We start from the raw sequence: 19,099 nt of genomic DNA, 5'->3' as shown, positions 1-19,099 counted from the left end.
AATGGTTTTTTTAGGCATCATTTCGTCGATTTTTGCCCGTCATTTGGATCTCTTGTGTCAAGTAACGAATACGCTCCATAATACGTTTGGCTTTCAATGGTTCGGATTCGCCGCGTTGCGTTACTGAAAGATGCTGCTCCAACTCATGCATGGTAAAATTCGAGGTAAAGAACGTCGGGAGTTGCTCTTGCATTCGGTATTGTAGAATCACACCGAAGACTTCGTCACGAATCCAACTGCTCATCGCATCCGCACCGATATCGTCCATCATTAAGATTGGGGCTTTTTTCACTGCATTCAGCTTATCCCCCACCTGATCTTTGCCGATTGCTTGTTTCATCTCTACTGCAAATGTCGGGAAGTGAACCAATGTCGTCGTGTAGCCTGCCTCCGCTAAATCTCTGGCGATCGCGCCAAGCAGATACGTTTTTCCGATTCCAAAACTCCCCACAAAGTAAAGTCCTTTATGAAACTCCTGTGGATTGGCTGTCAACTCACTAATAAAATCAACGGCAGCTGCGATGGCCTCCATTCGGCCAGGCGTTTGCTGATAATCTGCAAAACTTGCTTCTTGTATATCTTTAGGCATATCCATCGCTTTGATGCGGCTGCGGATCTCTTCTTGTTTCTGATATGCCAGTAGTTCTTTCGTTGGTACATAGGTGACGTCAATAAAATGAAAATTTAACGCTAAGCGCGGCTCATAGCCCGGTGCGATCATGGATGGATCATTGATGCGGAATTTCCGCTTTTCTTGGACGAACTCATACAGTTTCGCATAGCTTTTTTGAATATCTGCTTCGGTCAATACCTCTTCATTTTCGGCAATAAACGCTTTGACATCAGGATCTTGTAAAACCTCTGCCATCATTGCTGAAAACTGATCACGGTAATTGCGTTTATCCAATAGTTTTCCTAAGTTTTTCCCTACATCTTCCATTACTTGTCACCAGCTTTCTTATGCAAGTAGTTTTGCAGTTTTTTATCTAATTCTGCTTGTCGCTCTGGCGTTAAGGCTGTCTCTTCCACTGGTTTTTCAGCCCAAGAAGGCAGCTTTTCTTCGCGAATGATTTTTTTGCCGCTGGTTTGTGGTCGGCTGCGTTTTTCCTTGGCACTTCGAACAAGGCTCCGAACATGTTTGATGGCATCTTCTGCCGTGCCAATTTTTAATTCTGACCACTGGGCGGCGATATTGTTCACATAATTCCCTGACAAAGCGGCATTGTTTTGGACCACCAAGACATAATGAACCAGAACATTGATCACACTATTTGGCAATGGTGACCGTTCGACAAGGCTCTTGATCAGCCATTGTTCTGAATCCGTCATGAAACTGTTCTTCTCCGCTTTGATCGCCTTGAGAAAAGCGATCGGTGCATTGTTCTCACTTTCTTGAATCAATAAGACATCATTTTCTGAAAAACCATTCTGTTTTAAGGTATTGAAGCGGCGCAACTGACTTTCCGCTTGGGGATCTTCTCTTTTTGATATTTTCGTGAATGTTTGCCGTGATTTCTTCATGATAGCTTGTTCCAGCTTCTTCTGGTCCACCTCGCCTGTTGTCAAAGAAACATTGTCCGCCATCAAATCCAACAATTCCAACACATCATAGCCATATAAAGAATGGTATAGAACTAACTTTTGTCGAAAACTTGGCGTGAAATTAGCGGCACGGATATACCGACGCTGCGCTTCATATAAAAGAAAGTCCCAATCCAACTGGTTTTCGTCAAGCACCAAGTTCGCTTTGGTTTCTTGAAAAGAATCACTGACTGCCTGTAACGTTTCTTCATGTGAAGCAAAACGTGCGGTATTTAACCCATAGGCGGCTGAGAAGGATTGAGTCACTTCCTGATAATCGGTCAAGGAACACTGCTTTGGTTGATACAGCTTGACCAGCTGATTAAATTTACGCTCCCCGACTCTTTCCAACAACAGATAGGCATACAATTCATCTTGAAAAAACGCTGCTGGATGGACCGGTTCTTGCAACCAATACAGATACGAGCTCCCGTTTTGAGCATCTGCTTTCTCATAAGACTTTAGCAAGCCGATGCCCTCTAAGTTTTGCTTGGCTTTTATGAAGCGAGGCATTCCCGCATTCATGGCATTCAAGATATCTAGATGCACGGTCGTCATCGACTCCTCGCCAGAAAAGCTTTGGGCTTGGACATCGCTTGCGAGTGTCAAATACAACGCTAAAGCATCACTTTCAATAATTGGTTGATACAAATAAATGAGGGCGTCTTTCCCTTCCGTTGTAAGTGGACGGCTTTTGAACACTTTGTACGATTGATTCGGTAAACTATTGCCCACTTGTTGTCCCCCTCTATTCTTGTGGTTCTTTCGCTTTTTCGACGATGTCTTGTAGTTCTTTCAAGAAAACTGACATGTCTTTAAACTGGCGATAGACACTGGCAAAACGGATATAAGCGATCTCGTCTAAATCAACTAAATCTTCCATCACATACTCACCAATCTGTGTTGTAGAAATTTCATTTTCACCAAGAGCACGAACACGACTTTCCACATGATCGACGATCGTTTCCATCTGATCCATTGTCACTGGTCGTTTTTCAGCAGAACGAATCAAACCCCTTAGGATTTTTTCTCGATTGAATTCTTCACGGGCACCATTCTTCTTAATCACAAGTAGGGGTGCCTCTTCGATACGTTCAAATGTTGTAAAGCGATAGCCGCAATTTTCGCATTCACGACGGCGGCGAATCACACGTCCATCATCGGCTTGTCGACTATCAACTACCCTAGAATTGTTATGATGACATTTTGGACATTGCATAGTTCCACCTCATTTTCTCTCTTATGCGCTTACGTATTTACGTAAAGTCATCGGTTTCTATGATTAATTATAACATGAAATCCGTTGGTACAATAGCCAAAGTGGTTTATTCTGTTCATTTAATACAAAATTTAAATAATGTTATAACTACTGTTTTTTTGAATTTGAAAAAACGGCAGAAATCTTTCTGCCGTTTCATTTCGTTATTTATCTTTCATTTGCAGCAAAGAAACAAAGTCATGCAAATTTGCTGGCTGTTCCATCTGCTGATTGCACCGTTGGCTATCCCGGCAAATATAGTTCCCCCGTTTGGTATACGTTCCATCTCCATTGCTTTTTGTCAAAGAAAGAAACATCGAGACATTCCCCTCATGCTGACACAAGGGACAGATTCCTTTCTTGACCTCGGTTGAGACATGACCGTGAAGTCCTGTAAAGCCCTGCTCAGTGGCAATGATCATAAACTTACTTTGACTACCGATATCATCCCAAGAAAGATAGGTGGTCTCTTTTAAATCAACGGAAGCAAAATCAGGTATTTTTAGTTTTTTTACTTTCCGAAACATTTTTTCAATTTGTTTTGTTGTCGGTACCTGAAAGGGTCGGACGTACTCTTTGAGCTCTGTTAACAGCTCATTGCTGCGACTGATCGTCATCCCTGGTTGAAAGAAAGCAGCTAAAATTTCACGTGGCGCTGTTTCTTCTTCAGGAAAAAATTGTTCTATGGCGTCTTTTGTCATCGTTTCAACCGTTTTGATCGTTCGAGGATCATTGACCGATTGATACGTTCGTACTAATTGGTATACTTGATGTTTAATTGAATGAAATTGGTAAGGTTCGATCATAAAAAAGCCTTCTTTCTAATTTTCCGTTTCCTATTGCGGCTGTTCTACTTTCTTGACAGTCGTACACAATGCATAAATAAGCATTTGATGACCACCTCCCAATTTCTTTGCTGCTTTCCATGCGATCTTAATGGATTATAATGAGAGGTTGAGCAATTGTCAACTGTGCAGGTGGTTCTCTTTCAACCTCTCTTTGATCTCATTAACAAAAAATGCCTCGTCTAGAAGACGAAGGCATCCATATTTGTTTATAATTTATCTTCAATTCCTGTGTAATGCTTCAGCTGGTCTGCATCCCGTCGATCATTCGAAGAAATTTTATTTGCATCGGGATTTTCAGCTCGCAATAGTTCTTCGCTGCTGACATTTTCAGGGGTGGTTCGATCATTGCGGGCATCACGCTCATCATTTTGATCATCTAGTTCATTGACTCGTTTTTGATCGTGCTCTTTCTTGATTTGACCTTCTTGTGCTTGTTCTTTCCCAGAGTGGGCAAGTTCTTCATTGTTGGTCCACTCACCGATTTTTTCTTTGGCTTTGCCAACGATCACATCTTTTTCATCTTTAAAAGTACCCATAGTTATCATCCCTCCTGTATAGTTTCATCATAACAAGCATTCTGATTTCTGACAAAAGATATGAATGCGATACCAAACAGTCAGCAAATTGTTTTTCTTTATGCTATAATATGAGCGATTATTTTCTGAATATTCATACAACTGGAGGTGAAGAACCTGTTTAAGGTTCGACAATAGATGACAATCCTCGATTTCCAACAGGTTTCATTCGTTCGCAACAAGAACTATTTATTAAAAGCGATCAATTGGCAAGTGAAAAAAAATGAGCATTGGGCGATTTTAGGTCTGAATGGTGCTGGCAAAAGTTTATTACTCCAAATGATCACGGGAAGTTTATGGCCTTCTTCTGGTCAACGAACGGTCTTAGGTGAGCGTTACGGAAAAACGTCTGTGCCCGATCTTCAACGGCGCATTGGTTGGGTCAGTTCAGCGCTGCAAAGCAAGTTTTATGGTCGCGATCTTGCCGAAGAGATCGTTCTTTCGGGGCTTTATTCCAGTATTGGTCTTTATGAGTCCTACGAAGAAGAGCAGCTAATCCAAGCAAAAGCGCTTTTGGCTGACTTAGGTCTGTCGCATCTGATCTATCGTTCCTATCACGTCCTTTCTCAAGGGGAAAAACAGTTTGTCATGATCGCACGGGCCATGATGGCACAACCAGAGATCCTCATTTTGGACGAACCTTGTACGGGCCTTGATTTATTTGCGCGAGAAGAACTGCTAACCCGTCTTCAGGTTTTTTCACAGCTGCCGAATACGCCGACTCTTCTTTACGTTACCCATCATACGGAAGAGCTACTACCGATTTTCACTCATTTGCTGATGTTAAAAAACGGCAAAGTCCACGCCGCTGGTCAACGAGAGACGATTTTTACTGAGGAGGTTCTCACCTCTTTTTATGATCAGCCGATCGTTCTTCACCCCTTTTCCAGCAATCGCGTGATCGTGACCCCAAAATAAATCTGGGCTGGTACTTTGATGTTTAACCATTCATACACGATCGTCTTACTTTCCAAACCAAACAGTTTCCGACGTGTTTCAGCGCCAGTTGTTTTTGGAAATGATAGGGCTAGGTTTGCTATTGAAAGACAAATAGCAGGTTCCCTTTTGCTGAAGGGAACCTGCTGTCTTATCTATTTGTTTAAGGATGCTAGCCAATCATCGATCTGCTGATTGAGTTGGGCAATCGTTCCTTGATTATCAAAGACAATATCGGCCCGTTGTTTCTTTTTCTCAATGGAAAGCTGACTGTCGATTCGTTGTTGCGCGTCTTGCTCACTCAATTGATTACGTGCCATCAACCGCTCTTTTTGAATCGCTTCTGGCACATAAACGACTGCGGTTTGATCCATGTATTGGTCGTAGTCGGCTTCATAAAGCAAAGGAATGTCAACGATCAACAAGGGCACTTGCTGCCTTTTTTCTTCGATCTGAGACAAAATCTCTTGTCGAATAAATGGCGACAGCGTCTGATTCAGCAAGCGACGTTTTTCTGGATCATTAAATATCAGGGCACCGAGGGTTTGCCGATCCAGGTGCCCGTCATCGGTCAAAATCTGCGGACCAAAGGCTTGCGTCACCGCCTGCAAGCCCTCCGTATTCGGTTCAACGACTTCTCTGGCGATGATATCGGCATCAATAATCGGTAAGCCCAGTGAGCGAAAATGCGCGACTGCGGTACTTTTCCCAGTGGCGATCCCGCCAGTGACCCCTAAGACAAAGCTCATTTGCTGGACCTCACATGCAATTTTTGGCACTGAGGACAAAAGTGCGTCCCCCGTTGGGCAACTTTGGTTTTGACGATTGGTGTCCCGCATCGCCCGCAAGGATTGCCCGTTTGGCCATAGACATTTAATGACATTTGGAATTTTCCTGCTTCGCCCAATGCATTGAGATAGGTCCGAATGGTTGTCCCCCCTGCTTCAACGGCGCGTTCCAAGACATCGATGATCGCTTGATGCAACACGTTGGCTTCTGCTGGGGTGAGCGAATCTGCTGGTTGTTCAGGATGGATCTTCGCTTGCCATAGCGCCTCATCTACATAAATATTGCCCAAACCAGTCACAAGTTTTTGATCTAACAAAAGGGGTTTGATGGCTTTTTTAGACCGCTTCAATCCTTGCTCAAATGCTTCCAATAAAAACAATTCAGGCTTAGGCTCAGGACCTAATTGCATGATGCCTTTATAGGCTGCGCTTTGGTCTTTATCCACTAAAGTCATACGACCAAATTTTCTTACATCATGGTAATTTAACTGACTGCCATCCGTAAAATGGAAAATGACATGTGTATGTTTATCGACAATCGGGTCTGACTCAAAATACTCGTACTTACCTTCCATTCGTAGATGAGAGATCAGATCACAATCTGTCAATTTAAAAATCAAAAATTTTCCACGTCGTTCAAATTTTTCAAAACGTTGCCCTTTCAACAGTGCCGAAAAGATCGGCACTTCAGGACTTTCGATGATTCGCGGCCAAAGGATCTCGACCGATTCGATCGTTTTATTTAAAACAAGTTTTTCAAGTCCTTTGCGGACCGTTTCAACTTCTGGTAATTCAGGCACCTCTGTTCACCTCATTTATTTTGCATCGTACCATGTTTTGCCCCAATTGCTATCTGTTAGTAAAGGGACATGCAATGCAACGGCTTGCTCCATCACTTCTTTCACTAAAGCGTCAAGACGAGGCAATTCAGATTCAGGTACTTCAAAGACTAGTTCATCGTGTACTTGCAGCAGCATCGTTGCTGCTAATTTTTCTTCTTTCAAACGTTTCGCCAAATCGATCATGGCAATCTTTAAGATATCCGCCGCACTGCCTTGGATCGGTGTATTAATGGCGGTTCTTTCAGCAAAAGTCCGAATATTGAAATTGCGCGAATTGATATCAGGTAGGTAACGACGGCGATGATACAAAGTTTCAACGTACCCTTTGTCCTTCGCCTCACGAACCACATCCTCCATATACGTTTTCACACCAGGATATTTTTCAAAATACGTATCAATGTATTGTTGGGCGGCTTTTCTGGTGATTCCTAGATTCTGGGATAAGCCATAATCGGAAATACCATAAACGATACCGAAGTTGACCGCTTTGGCTTGACGACGCATATTTGGTGTCACATCTTCTGCTTTTTCGATACCAAAGACTCGCATCGCTGTGCTTGAGTGGATATCTTGACCTTCGATAAAGGCTTCTTTCAAATGAGTATCATCTGAGATATGTGCCAACACTCGTAATTCGATTTGAGAGTAGTCAGAAGAATAGATCACCCAATCAGCTTCTCGCGGCACAAAGGCTTCACGGATCTTTCGACCTTCTTCTAAACGAATCGGAATGTTTTGCAGGTTCGGATCGACTGAACTTAATCGACCAGTTTGGGTCAAGGTTTGTACATATCGTGTATGGACTTTGCCATCCCCTTGGATCACTTTTAATAAGCCTTCTACATAGGTTGATTGGATCTTAGCGATTTGACGATAAGTCAAAATGTCTTCAACGATCGGTGCTTGCTCTTTTAGTTGTTCTAACACATCGACTGCTGTCGAATAGCCAGTTTTGGTTTTTTTGATAACTGGTAAGCCCATTTTTTCAAATAAAATCACACCCAGTTGTTTCGGTGAGTTTAAGTTGAAGGTTTCTCCAGCTTCGGCGTAGATTTTTTCTTCAATTTCATGCAACCGTTGTGCAAATTCGCCCTTCATCTGATGCAAGCGAGACGCATCAACTTTGATTCCAGTAATCTCCATATCAGCTAAAATCATTGATAAAGGCAATTCCATTTCTTCAAATAGCGCTGTTTGATTCTTCGCTGCCAATTCTTCCGTAAGCTTTGGTGTTAGGTTCGTAATCGCTGCTACTTTACGGGCTAAATGAGCAAAGAAGTCTTCCTCATCCGCTGGCAGACCTTTTTTCGCACCTTTTCCATAAATCGCTTCATCCGATTGGATCGCATCATAGCCATAGTGAGCGGCAACACCTGCGATGTCATTATTCGTATCATTCGTGTCTAAAAGATAAGCTGCCAATAAAACATCAAAAGCGATTCCTTTTGGTGCTGTCGTGTACCGGTTTAACGCCACGTACGTGCGTTTGGCATCATAGACGAATTTATTACGTTTCTCGTCTTTTAACCAATCGGTAAAGACTGGACTTTCAAACAATTCTTCACGATTGCTGACATAAATCTTTTCTTGATTGCCCCAAGCAACACCGACGATGTCTTCCAAATGATAGTTATCCCCCATCATTTCGACATACAATGCCATGTCTCCTTGGAACATATCCTCCGTTACTTCTTCAACGACGGAAAACAAAATGTCTTCCATCTCAACTGGTTCAGCTGTAATCTGCAACTTATCTAAGAAGCTATTAAAGTTCATTTCTTGGTAGAATGGCACTAACTTCTCTAAATCTTTGCCTTCATATTTCAGTTTGTCAACATCGACCTCAATGGGCGCATCCACATCAATGGTTGCTAATTGTTTTGAAAGAAAGGCGATCTCACGATCATTGATCAAATTTTCTTTCATCTTGCTTTTTTTCATTTCATCGATGTGTTCATAGATCCCCTCAACAGAGCCATATTCTTTCAATAGCTTGATGGCTGTCTTCTCACCAATTTTGGTGACACCAGGAATATTATCGGAAGCATCGCCGGCTAGTCCTTTCATGTCGATGATTTGTAAAGGCGTTAGGCCGTCATATTTTTCAGCCACATGAGCGGGCGTATAACTTTCAATTTCGCTAACTCCTTTGACCGTAATGTCAACTTTCACGTGCTCCGTTGCCAGCTGGGTCAAATCGCGATCACCAGATAAAACGACGACATCAAATAGCTCTTTGTCGACTTTATTTGCCAATGTGCCAATGATATCATCGGCTTCATAGTTATCTAATTCGTAATATTGAACACCTAACGCGTTGATCAATTCGCGAATGTAAGGCATTTGTTCTTTAAATTCCCCAGGGGTTTTTGAACGTCCGCCTTTATAGTCTTCATACATCGCTGTCCTGAAGGTGGTTTTTCCAGCATCAAAAGCCACTAAAACATGTGTTGGCTGTTCTTTTGCCATCACATTTTCAAACATAGTATGAAACGCATAGATGGCATTTGTGTGCAGCCCATTGGCATTTTTAAACCGTTCTAATGAATTATGCAACGCAAAAAACGCGCGAAAAGCCACACTATTTCCATCAACGAGTAGTAATTTATTTTTTGGCATTTGATTACTCCTTTTCTCAAAAAGTTCCTCTTTATTCTATCAAAGAACGGGCACAAAAGCGATGAATTGCTTTGTTTTCTCTCTCATTTTATACAAAAAAAAAGGCGAGTTTCCTCGCACTTTTTTTAGTTGTTTTTTCCAAAGATTCGCAATAACGCAAGGAATAAGTTGATAAAGTCCAAATACAGTTGTAATGCCATGAAAACGGCCACTCCTGTATTTGCGCCACCATTCGTTGCGAAGTATACATTGCGGATTTGCTGATTGTCATAAGCGGTGATCCCCATAAAGACAAAGACGGTCACGATCGATAAGAAAAAGTCAACCGGTTGACTGCGTAAAATAAATACATTCAAGAGCGTCGAGATGATGATCCCAATCAACAGACCATAGCCGATACGACCAACCACACTTAGATCACGTTTAGTCATGATCCCAAATGCTGACATGACACCAAAAGTGACAGCTGCTGAAACAAATGCTCCCACGATCGATCCAAAGTCATAGATCATCAGTGTCACAGACAAGGTCAATCCATTCAAGAGCGAATAGACTAAAAAGCCAGCAACGGTCAAGGACGGATTTTTCTGCGCCTTCACCCCTAATACAATAACTAGAATGATCTGTAAGATCCAAAGACCAGTAAATCCTAGCGGAAAGTTGCTGATAAATTGCAGGGTTTGCGCTTGAAAGACTTCCCCAAATATATAGGCTGAGATCGCACTGATCGCAAGCCCAACACCGAAGAATAAATACACTTTTGAATAAAAGCGATTTAAGCCTTGGGCTTGGACGGTTTCATTATTTAAATTATTCATCTTATTGTTCCTCCTCATTTTCTGCTACTGCTTTTGGCGGCTGGACCATGACCACAGCATCTAAAATACGATGATCTTCTATGTTGATCGCTTCAACCGAAATAGTTACCACGTCTTTCATTTTATCCACTTTGATCACTTCGAATTCAAAGGTCAACGTTTCATAATGATATACAGGTTCAATAAAGTTTACCGAAAAATTGACTACATGAGAGCCAGGACCAGGCAAATGTTTCGATACGGCACTGGTAATGATCCCCATCAACATAATGGATGGTACGATGGGACGCTGGTACTCAGTTTTTTGTGTGTAGTCATGTTGTATATACAAAGGATTGGCATCATTAGTCAGCCCTAAATATAACAGCAGTTGATTGTCTTCGATCGATTCTGTTAAGGATAACGAATCGCCTTCCTCGATATCTTCAATACTTTTTCCTATTTTTCGCGGTTTCCCTATATTCAAAATTTAATTCCTCCAAAAAGAATAGTTTCATCTGAGTATATTCTATCAGATGCCGACAAAAGTGCAAGTTCGCGGTGCTGCTTTTGCAAAAACTTCAGATGTAAAAAACTCTTGCAGCAAACACGCCACAAGAGTCTTTGATTACAATACGTTACGAGTTGTATTGCTTAATAGTTTTTCATAGGCTGTTTCAAATTTTTGCACATCGCCTGCTCCCATGAAAATCACGACAGCATTTTGATGATCCAATAGCGGAGATACGTTCTCTTCTTTGATCACAGTTCCGCCTTTTTGGATTTTCTTGCCTAGATCTTCAATTTTAACATCTCCTCGTGATTCACGAGCAGATCCAAAAATGTCACATAGATAGACATGGTCTGCAAGATCCAATGCTTCCGCAAATTCATCCATCAAAGCGATCGTGCGGGTAAAGGTATGTGGTTGGAAGACAGCAATAATTTCTTTCTCTGGATATTTTTGACGAGCGCCATCGATCGTTGCTTTGATTTCTGCAGGATGGTGGGCGTAGTCGTCCACGATCGTCATATCCGCCACGATTTTTTCGCTAAAGCGGCGTTTCACTCCAGGAAATGAAATCATCTCAGCAGCAACTTCTTTCATATCCAATCCTTCTTTGTAAGCCACAGCGATCACACTTAATGCGTTGTTGATGTTGTGCTGACCAAACGCTGGTAAGACAAAATGGCCAATATTTTCACCATGGATGAAGACGTCGAACTCTGAACCTTGGGTGGTGCGTTCAATATTTTTTGCTTGGACATCGTCGTTATCGTTGACGCCGTAATAGTAGATTGGGACATCGGCTTCAAGTTTACGCAAGTATTCATCATCACCAAAAGCAAAGATGCCTTTTTTCACTTGACTTGCCATCGATTGAAAGGCTGAGAAGACATCCTCGATCGAGTGGAAGTAGTCTGGGTGATCAAAATCGATGTTGGTCATGATTGCATAATCCGGTGAATACGCTAAGAAATGACGACGGTATTCACAAGCTTCAAACGAGAAGAATTCCGCATCAGGTTCCCCATGACCAGTACCATCGCCAATCAAGAAACTTGTTGGACGGATGCCGCTTAAGACATGAGAAAGCAATCCTGTCGTACTGGTTTTCCCGTGAGAACCAGTCACCGCAATACTCGTATAGGGCTGAATGAATTGGCCAATAAAGTCATGATAACGAGTAACTTCTAAACCAAGTTCTTTTGCCCGTACGATTTCTTCGTGGGTGTCAGGGAAAGCATTCCCTTGGATAATGACCATTTCTGGTTGAATGTTTGCTTTATCAAAAGGCAACAATTTGATTGCTGCTTTTTCTAGATCACGTTGAGTGAAGAAATATTCTTCCACATCAGAGCCTTGTACTTGGTAGCCTTTTTCGTGCAGAATCAAAGCCAATGAACTCATACCGGAACCTTTGATTCCAACAAAATGATGTATTTTGTTTTGATTTTCCATTATTATAATCCTCTTTTCTCAAATCCGCGTCGTAAAAAAACGCGTGTATTGACAAATATCAGGTTGTCACACGACCTACATTATCATACAAAATGAAAAAAATAGCAACGAGTTTTATTTTTCGACTTGACTTTTCTCATCATTTCCTATTTCTAGCAAACGTCCACGACATTTTCCACAAACATATTTTTTGATATCCACGCGTCGCTGCCGCCGAATCTCGCAGCCGCAATTTTGGCATCGATAGCGATGTTTCGCTGACCTTTTGGCAGGAGGTGCATAACGCAAGCCTCCCGTTCTTGCCAGCAGTGCTTTAAAAGCAGGATCTTGGTGACGGTGACCAAGACCTGCTAAGTGCAAATGATAGTGACACAATTCATGCTTGATAATGCCGATAAAAACCTCCATCCCGTGTTCTGTGAGCATCGCTGGATTGAAATCCAAGTGGTGATCACTTAGATGGTAGCGGCCACCGGTTGTTTTTAAGCGAGAATTAAACACCGCTCGATGCGTGAATGGTTTGTTGAAAACAGACAGCGATAGCTCTTCCACCAACCGCTGCAGTTCTTGTTGGGTCATTTTGCATTTCCCGGATCGACCATCGTTAAACTGATACGGCCTTTTTTGACATCTACTTGCTCGATCCAAACGGTTACGACATCACCGACGGAAACAACGTCTTTCGGATGCTTTACAAACGAACGGCTCAGCTTCGATAAATGCACCAGTCCATCTTGTTTGACACCGATATCAACGAAAGCACCAAAGTCGATCACATTTCGAACCGTTCCCTTCAGTTCCATTCCCGGTTTTAAATCCTCCATACTCAACACATCTTTACGCAATAATGGCGCTGGCATTTCATCACGCATATCGCGTCCAGGCTGCATTAACGCCTTTAGGATATCCGTGATGGTTTCTTTGCCGACTGACAATTTTGCGGAAAGCTCCGCTGGGCGTAGTTGGGCAAGTTTCGCTTTATTTTCTTCCATTTGCTCTTTCCCTAGCTCCGCTAAAGAAATACCCGCGATCGCCAAAATTTCTTTGGCAGTGTCATAACTTTCTGGATGGATCCCGGTATTGTCCAAAATGACTTTTCCGCCAGGTATCCGCATAAAGCCGATCGCCTGTTCATAAGCTTTTGGTCCTAAGCGAGGGACTTTTTTCAGTTGATTCCGCTGCGTAAATACACCAGTTTCTTCTCGATAAGTCACGATATTTTGAGCAGTGGTTTTATTTAAACCAGCTACATGCTGCAAGAGTGCCGCACTTGCGGTATTGACGTCAACGCCAACTTGGTTGACAACAGTCTCAACAACAAAATCCAATTGTTCAGCGAGGCGTTTTTGCGAAACGTCATGCTGGTATTGTCCGACGCCCACGGATTGTGGATCAATTTTGACTAATTCTGCCAAGGGATCTTGCAGACGGCGACCAATACTGATGGCGCTGCGTTCTTCCACTTGCAGATCAGGGAATTCTTGACGAGCGATCGGACTGGCAGAATAAACAGAAGCGCCTGCCTCATTCACGATCACATAATATACTTCTTGATCGATCAATTTTAATTGTTCAGCGACGAATTGCTCTGATTCCCGACTCGCCGTCCCATTACCGATTGCGACCATCTCGACTTTATAGGTTTGTAATAAGCGACGAAACGCTGGTCCGGCAGCTTCTCGCTTATTCATAGGCGCTGGTTTATGAGGATAGATCACTTCGATCGCTAGTACTTTTCCAGTCTCATCAATGACGGCTAGTTTACAGCCTGTACGATACGCTGGATCAAAACCTAAAACGACTTTGCCCTTCAATGGCGGCTGCAGCAACAGATTGCGAAGATTTTCTCCAAAAATCGCAATTGCTTGTTCGTCGGCTTTTTCTGTCAATTCATTGCGAATCTCTCGTTCGATGGCTGGTGAAATAAACCGTTTCAGCGCATCAGCAGCTGCAGCTTCAACAAAACCGGCTGCGGGTGAATCCCTATTCGTGATCAATTTGCGACGTAGGTAATCCATGATTTTTTCTTCATCTGCCACAAGGGCGACCTTCAAGATGTCTTCTTGTTCCCCACGATTAGTGGCTAAAATTCGGTGGGATACCATCTTATTGATAGGATGCTGGAAATCGTAATACATTTCATAAACGCCTTTTTCATCTTTTTCAGCATTTTTGACCGTGCTTTGATACAGTCCTTTGTTTGTGTAATAGCTGCGGATCCAACTACGAAACTCTGCAGTATCACCAACGCTTTCTGCAATGATCTCGTGCGCGCCTGCTAAGGCATCTTCTACAGTAGGAACAGCATCACTGATAAATTCGGCCGCTTTTTCTTGAACGTCACCTGCTTTTGGGAAGCTTAACAGCCACTGAGCAAATGGTTCCAAGCCGTTCTCTTTGGCGATCGTCGCTTTGGTGCGTCGTTTTTGTTTATAAGGACGATACAGGTCTTCGACGGCCTGCATTTTTGTTGCAGCTAAAATCGCCTGAGATAGTTCAGGCGTTAGCTTTTCTTGTTCTTCTATCAAACGCAAAACCTCTTGCTTGCGCTTCTCTAAGTTTTCTAAGTATTGGTATCGCTCTTCAATTTCTCGAATCTGAACTTCGTCAAGTCCATTCGTCATTTCTTTACGGTAGCGGGCAATAAAGGGGACGGTATTTCCTTCTTTCAATAACTGCAACACCGTACTGATTTGTTTTTGGGTAAAAGCGGTTAATTCTTGTTTTACTAAATCAAGTACCTCTTGATTCATTTCTGCCATTTGTTCTCACCTTTCCTTTGTTGCTTTTGCTATTTTAACATAAAAAAGACAGCCATTGAGCGAACAAGATTGCACGAAAACAATGTTGCTTTCGCGACTCTTGTTATGGCTGCTTTTGTCTTTTCTCAAAAAGACTTTTAAAAGTCTGGTTGCCAAGGACCTGCTAAATTTTGGTATTCGATGTCCTGAACGATCCCTTTGCCATCAAAAATCACGCCATGCACCGATCCACCAAATACTGCCCCGCCATCGATGCCGATTTTGTCGTCTTGTTGCCATAGATCCGTCGTCTGCATATCTCCATGCAGCATGGGCGTGATGGTATGGCCAAAAACGATCGTTTTTCCTGTACGGTTTTTTCCTTTATGAAACGGCTCGCGAATCCAGATAAAATCATGGTCTGCGGTCTTACGCCAATCTTTTTTACTTAAATCCACGCCCGCATGAACAAAGAGATACTTTCCCCATTCGTAATAAAGCGGTCGCTCCATCAAAAACTCTATTAAGTCTCGATAGCTACTGCGGATCATTAAGGCGATTTCCGTCGGCGAATACTCCTCAGTAGCGCCTGTATGCAAAAGACTTTCAATCGTTTCTTTGCCGCCATTGCGTACGTAAGCGGCAAACCAATCCTCAGGGGCATTTAGAAATTGCAGAAAATACTCCTCGTGATTGCCGCGTAAATAAATCGCTTGGTATTCTTCGACTAACTTTTTTCCCAGAAAAAAACACTCTTTTGACTTCGGCCCCCGATCATTTAAGTCTCCAATCAAAAGCAGCTGATGGAGCTTAGGGTCATAATCGGTAAGAAGTTTTTTAAACAGATCGGCCATTCCATGAATATCACTGATTGCATATAGATAGTTTTGCATAGTCATTTCCTCCTTAAAGGCAATTGATTCTCTTGTTATCAATTTTAGACCTTTGCCTGTAAAATGTCTTGCAATAAAACGAAAAAACCAACCATTTGTCCTGAACAGTACGACAACATAAAGTCGGGTTCAAAAGGACGAATGATTGGTTACGATCGACAAAAGCTATTTTCCTGATACAGCAAAATAATTGCCATCCGGATCGGCAAAATTGAAAACCAGTTGTTCTTCCATCTGAATCAATTCACCCACTTCTGCTTCCATCTCTAAAAGCTTCTTATAAAGTATCGTAATATCTTCTGCAAAAAACATGATCGATGGGGAATTCAAAGCGACTTCAGGTGAATGTGTTTCGATAAACTCACGGTCATATAAGACAAAATGTGCCTCCGCCTCTTTTGATGGCGCGATTTCAACGACGGATGTTCCATCAACGGTTTGTTGTTCAATGATCACAAACCCTAGTTCTTGCCAAAACTCAACTGCTTTCGTCACATCGTCAACGTATAGCATCACTTGCATTTGATTGGAAAACAATGGGCATCCCTCCTATTTCTCGTTATTCGTCTGCTTCCTTCGCTTCTTGCGCAGCGTTCGAATTGGTATTAAAGTTCAATTGTAAACCTGGTTTGTCGGTCACGATCTCTGTCACTTCATAAGTCAAGCGTTTGACGATATCAAACAAGGGCTCAACCAAGCGATCTGTTTCGGCTTTCGTCAAATCCTCTCCAGAATTGACTTTGCGATTCAAAATATGATTGACTTGTCCGACACGTCCTGACAAAACGTAATCAGGGAACACCAATTGGAATTCTAAGCGGGCACCAATAATACTGTTTTCTTCCATATATTCTTCATCTTTGACTTTTAACGGCGCAAAGCCGACATTCAATTTTGTTTCCATTTCTTTGTCTTTCGGTTTCATATCAAAATGATATGCTTCAACGATCGGTTGTTGTCTTTTTAATTCCACTAGATTCACACTCCTTATCTAAAAGTATAGCATAACCTTTTCTTTGAGCCTACTGTATTCTTTAGACAATAAAAAAAACGGCAAGTGCCGTTTTAATTTGCTTCTTTTAGTGTTGCTAGGTAGTCCAATGCATCTTGGACATTGGCGATCGGAACGATTTTCATGTCTGTGTCTAACTTCTTCGCTGCTGCCACTGCCTCTTCGTAATTCGTTTTAATGGAAGGATCTATTTCACGCTCTTCATCAGTGATTTCATCGTCCGGAGCAAAAAAGATTTCTGCTCCACTTTCGCTGGCACTCGCTACTTTTTTGTCAATCCCACCGATTCGACCAACCGTCCCATCAGCTGAGATCGTTCCGGTTCCAGCAATATTATGGCCTTTACGCAAGTTATCTCCAGTTAGCTGTTCATAGATTTCAAGGGTGAACATCAACCCAGCTGAAGGCCCACCGATATTGCCAGAATCGATCACGATCTCTTCATCAGAAGTGATCTCTGTATGATCGACGAGTGAGATACCGATACCTGCTTTTTGATTGCTTTCCAGTTCAATTAATTTGCCTGTTGCTTCTTTTTCTTCACCATCTTGCAAGTAAGTTACGGTGATCTCATCACCAATGGTTTGACTTTGTACATAGTCGATAAAGTCTTGGCTACTTTTAAATTCTTTGCCATTGACAGCGGTGACGGTATCTCCAACGGATATTTTCCCCGCAAAGCTGGAATTTGGATCGATCCCCATGACATAGACCCCTTTATAGGTCATTTCATAAGGCAAGTCTGCCAGCTTTAATGCTTGCTCAATCGCACTATTTTGCGAGGATTCCATATAATAGCGCTGGATGCGATTGTACTCCTCATCTGTCGCACCGCCTAAAAGTTCTTCCTCACTGATCAAGTCTTGAAATTCATTGAATTTCGTTCCAATCGCCGTAAACACGGTAGCCTGTCGAATCCCGACACTGGTTAAAGAAAAGGAGCCGGCTGAGGTGTCTTCTTTTTGATTGACGGTAATCAATTCTTTTAAATCGATCGTTGCACCAGGTTGCTCGATATAATAAGGAATCGGCAAAAAGGCACAGGCTGCGATGATCAGCGCTAAAACAAACAGGAGAACATATTTGATCGTTGATTTAAGATTCATTGGTATCACGCTTCTTTACTATAGCATCGTAGATATTTTGTGGTAAATATTCCGCAACATCGCCGTTAAAGGTTAAGATTTCTTTCAACAAACTGGAGCTGATGAAACTATGCTTTGCATCTGCTAAAAGAAAGACGGTCTCCAGGGAAGGTTCTAAGTGATGATTCATTTCCATGATGTCCCGCTCATACTCATAATCTTTCACACTGCGAATGCCTCTAAGCAGAAACTGGGCGCCTAGTTTTTTCGCGATCGTGACCGTCAGCTCCGTTTCTTGCGCCAGAATCTTGACGTTTGGAATATGAGCGAGGGCTTCTTCAATTAGATGAACTTTTTCTTCACTTGTAAAAAAACTTTTTTTATTGGTATTTGTAAAAACACCCACGATCAGCTCATCAAAAAGCGTTGCGCCTCGCTCAATCAGATCCACATGACCTGACGTCAGCGGATCAAAACTTCCTGGAAATAAAGCAATCTTTTTCATGTTATCCCTCATTTCTATAGATCGTCACCGCAGATATGCCATAGGTTTGGGCGCGCATCAAATGCAAAGAACCAATCTTTTCTGGCAAGACGATGGACTTATCTGTTTCGCAAACCACATAAGCAAACGGACGAATCAATTCATCCTTAAGCATAGCTTCTAGCTGTTGCAGGATCTCTTGCTTTGCATAAGGTGGATCTAAAAATAGATAGTCAAAACTTTGTCCCTCAGCTGTAAACTGGCGTAAGGCTTGATTGGCATCCATTTTTAGTACCGTGAACTTTTCTGGTTCTTTGGTTATTGCAATATTTTCACGGATCACTTTAATAGCTGGAAAACTACGGTCGACACAAACGGCATGCTCCGCACCACGAGAGACCGCTTCGATCGCTAAGCCCCCGCTCCCACTAAACAGATCCAGTACAACTCCTCCATCTAAATATTGCCCTAACATGTTAAAGATCGCCCCTTTTACTTTGTCTGTCGTGGGGCGAGTGTTATCTCCAGCAAGACTTTTTAATCTGCGGCCACCATATTCTCCGGCTACTACACGCATGCGTTTTTCCCTCCAAGATCTTCGTAAATACAAATATAGCACTGTTTCTATAAATAGCAATAAAAAAATGGCGGTGACTCAAGGCACCCCCACTTTTCTA

General features: G+C 42.4%; 20 protein-coding genes. 1 reads left to right on the top strand and 19 read right to left on the bottom strand.

The features are described 5' to 3' along the window. Positions 1–10: 10 nt before the first annotated feature. The 5 genes from dnaI to IGJ44_RS07910 all read right to left on the bottom strand — a co-directional run bounded on the left by dnaI (position 11) and on the right by IGJ44_RS07910 (position 4,232). Positions 11–940, bottom strand: a complete 930-nt coding sequence (gene dnaI / locus IGJ44_RS07930) for a primosomal protein DnaI (RefSeq protein ID WP_005226006.1) — start codon at positions 938–940, stop codon at positions 11–13. Beyond that, entirely contained in the window at positions 940–2,316 is a 1,377-nt protein-coding gene (locus tag IGJ44_RS07925; RefSeq protein WP_167827300.1) for a replication initiation and membrane attachment family protein, read from the bottom strand. The genes dnaI and IGJ44_RS07925 overlap by 1 nt, the downstream gene beginning before the upstream one ends. A 13-nt stretch (positions 2,317–2,329) precedes the next feature. Further along, positions 2,330–2,800, bottom strand: coding sequence for a transcriptional regulator NrdR (gene nrdR / locus IGJ44_RS07920; protein ID WP_005226004.1), 471 nt, complete (start codon positions 2,798–2,800; stop codon positions 2,330–2,332). A 203-nt stretch (positions 2,801–3,003) separates the two neighbouring features. After that, positions 3,004–3,645, bottom strand: a complete 642-nt coding sequence (locus IGJ44_RS07915) for a FusB/FusC family EF-G-binding protein (protein WP_015509634.1) — start codon at positions 3,643–3,645, stop codon at positions 3,004–3,006. 248 nt (positions 3,646–3,893) lie between these two features. Continuing rightward, positions 3,894–4,232 carry a hypothetical protein gene (locus IGJ44_RS07910; protein WP_016609515.1) on the bottom strand — a complete coding sequence of 113 codons (339 nt, stop codon included), beginning with the start codon at positions 4,230–4,232 and terminating at the stop codon, positions 3,894–3,896. A gap of 168 nt (positions 4,233–4,400) precedes the next feature. Between IGJ44_RS07910 and IGJ44_RS07905 the strand changes: the two genes are divergently transcribed. Beyond that, a complete protein-coding gene (locus IGJ44_RS07905) occupies positions 4,401–5,180 on the top strand; it encodes an ABC transporter ATP-binding protein (RefSeq protein WP_270267020.1) in 780 nt (259 codons plus the stop codon). 173 nt (positions 5,181–5,353) lie between these two features. On the opposite strand, the gene coaE is transcribed toward IGJ44_RS07905, so the two are convergent. The 14 genes from coaE to rsmD form a co-directional block, all read right to left on the bottom strand. Beyond that, positions 5,354–5,947, bottom strand: a complete 594-nt coding sequence (coaE, locus tag IGJ44_RS07900; protein ID WP_167827302.1) for a dephospho-CoA kinase — start codon at positions 5,945–5,947, stop codon at positions 5,354–5,356. Then, positions 5,944–6,786: a DNA-formamidopyrimidine glycosylase gene (mutM, locus tag IGJ44_RS07895; protein WP_167827303.1), complete on the bottom strand. Its 843-nt coding sequence runs from the start codon at positions 6,784–6,786 to the stop codon at positions 5,944–5,946. Before mutM ends, coaE begins: the two co-directional genes overlap by 4 nt. A gap of 15 nt (positions 6,787–6,801) precedes the next feature. After that, positions 6,802–9,447 (bottom strand): DNA polymerase I, encoded by a 2,646-nt coding sequence (polA, locus tag IGJ44_RS07890; RefSeq protein WP_074535955.1) that lies wholly within the window; start codon positions 9,445–9,447, stop codon positions 6,802–6,804. Between the two features lie 125 nt (positions 9,448–9,572). Next, on the bottom strand, positions 9,573–10,265 hold the full coding sequence (locus tag IGJ44_RS07885) for a Bax inhibitor-1/YccA family protein (RefSeq protein WP_074535957.1): 693 nt from the start codon (positions 10,263–10,265) through the stop codon (positions 9,573–9,575). A gap of 1 nt (position 10,266) precedes the next feature. Then, positions 10,267–10,731, bottom strand: coding sequence for a MaoC family dehydratase (locus tag IGJ44_RS07880; protein WP_074535958.1), 465 nt, complete (start codon positions 10,729–10,731; stop codon positions 10,267–10,269). Positions 10,732–10,872: 141 nt separating this feature from the next. After that, positions 10,873–12,207 (bottom strand): UDP-N-acetylmuramate--L-alanine ligase, encoded by a 1,335-nt coding sequence (gene murC, locus IGJ44_RS07875; protein ID WP_005225995.1) that lies wholly within the window; start codon positions 12,205–12,207, stop codon positions 10,873–10,875. Positions 12,208–12,321: 114 nt separating this feature from the next. After that, entirely contained in the window at positions 12,322–12,786 is a 465-nt protein-coding gene (locus IGJ44_RS07870; RefSeq protein ID WP_074535960.1) for a SprT family protein, read from the bottom strand. Next, positions 12,783–14,969 (bottom strand): Tex family protein, encoded by a 2,187-nt coding sequence (locus IGJ44_RS07865; protein ID WP_430606520.1) that lies wholly within the window; start codon positions 14,967–14,969, stop codon positions 12,783–12,785. The genes IGJ44_RS07870 and IGJ44_RS07865 overlap by 4 nt, the downstream gene beginning before the upstream one ends. A 137-nt stretch (positions 14,970–15,106) precedes the next feature. Continuing rightward, positions 15,107–15,841 (bottom strand): metallophosphoesterase family protein, encoded by a 735-nt coding sequence (locus tag IGJ44_RS07860; protein WP_074535964.1) that lies wholly within the window; start codon positions 15,839–15,841, stop codon positions 15,107–15,109. 165 nt (positions 15,842–16,006) lie between these two features. Further along, on the bottom strand, positions 16,007–16,378 hold the full coding sequence (locus IGJ44_RS07855) for a VOC family protein (RefSeq protein ID WP_015509625.1): 372 nt from the start codon (positions 16,376–16,378) through the stop codon (positions 16,007–16,009). 22 nt (positions 16,379–16,400) lie between these two features. Then, the gene (locus IGJ44_RS07850) at positions 16,401–16,814 is read right to left on the bottom strand and encodes a DUF1149 family protein (RefSeq protein ID WP_074535967.1); all 414 of its coding nucleotides are present in this window, start codon (positions 16,812–16,814) and stop codon (positions 16,401–16,403) included. Between the two features lie 92 nt (positions 16,815–16,906). Further along, entirely contained in the window at positions 16,907–17,959 is a 1,053-nt protein-coding gene (locus IGJ44_RS07845; RefSeq protein WP_005235759.1) for a SepM family pheromone-processing serine protease, read from the bottom strand. Next, positions 17,949–18,443 (bottom strand): pantetheine-phosphate adenylyltransferase, encoded by a 495-nt coding sequence (coaD, locus tag IGJ44_RS07840; RefSeq protein ID WP_005231326.1) that lies wholly within the window; start codon positions 18,441–18,443, stop codon positions 17,949–17,951. Before coaD ends, IGJ44_RS07845 begins: the two co-directional genes overlap by 11 nt. Before the next feature lies 1 nt (position 18,444). Next, positions 18,445–18,999, bottom strand: coding sequence for a 16S rRNA (guanine(966)-N(2))-methyltransferase RsmD (gene rsmD / locus IGJ44_RS07835; RefSeq protein ID WP_074535969.1), 555 nt, complete (start codon positions 18,997–18,999; stop codon positions 18,445–18,447). Positions 19,000–19,099: the final 100 nt, after the last annotated feature.

Source organism: Enterococcus sp. DIV1368d (genome assembly GCF_050542975.1).
GTDB classification, from domain to species: Bacteria; Bacillota; Bacilli; order Lactobacillales; family Enterococcaceae; genus Enterococcus_D; species Enterococcus_D casseliflavus.
Note: the sequence above shows the minus strand (reverse complement) of the source record. Positions and strands in the feature narration are given on the sequence as shown.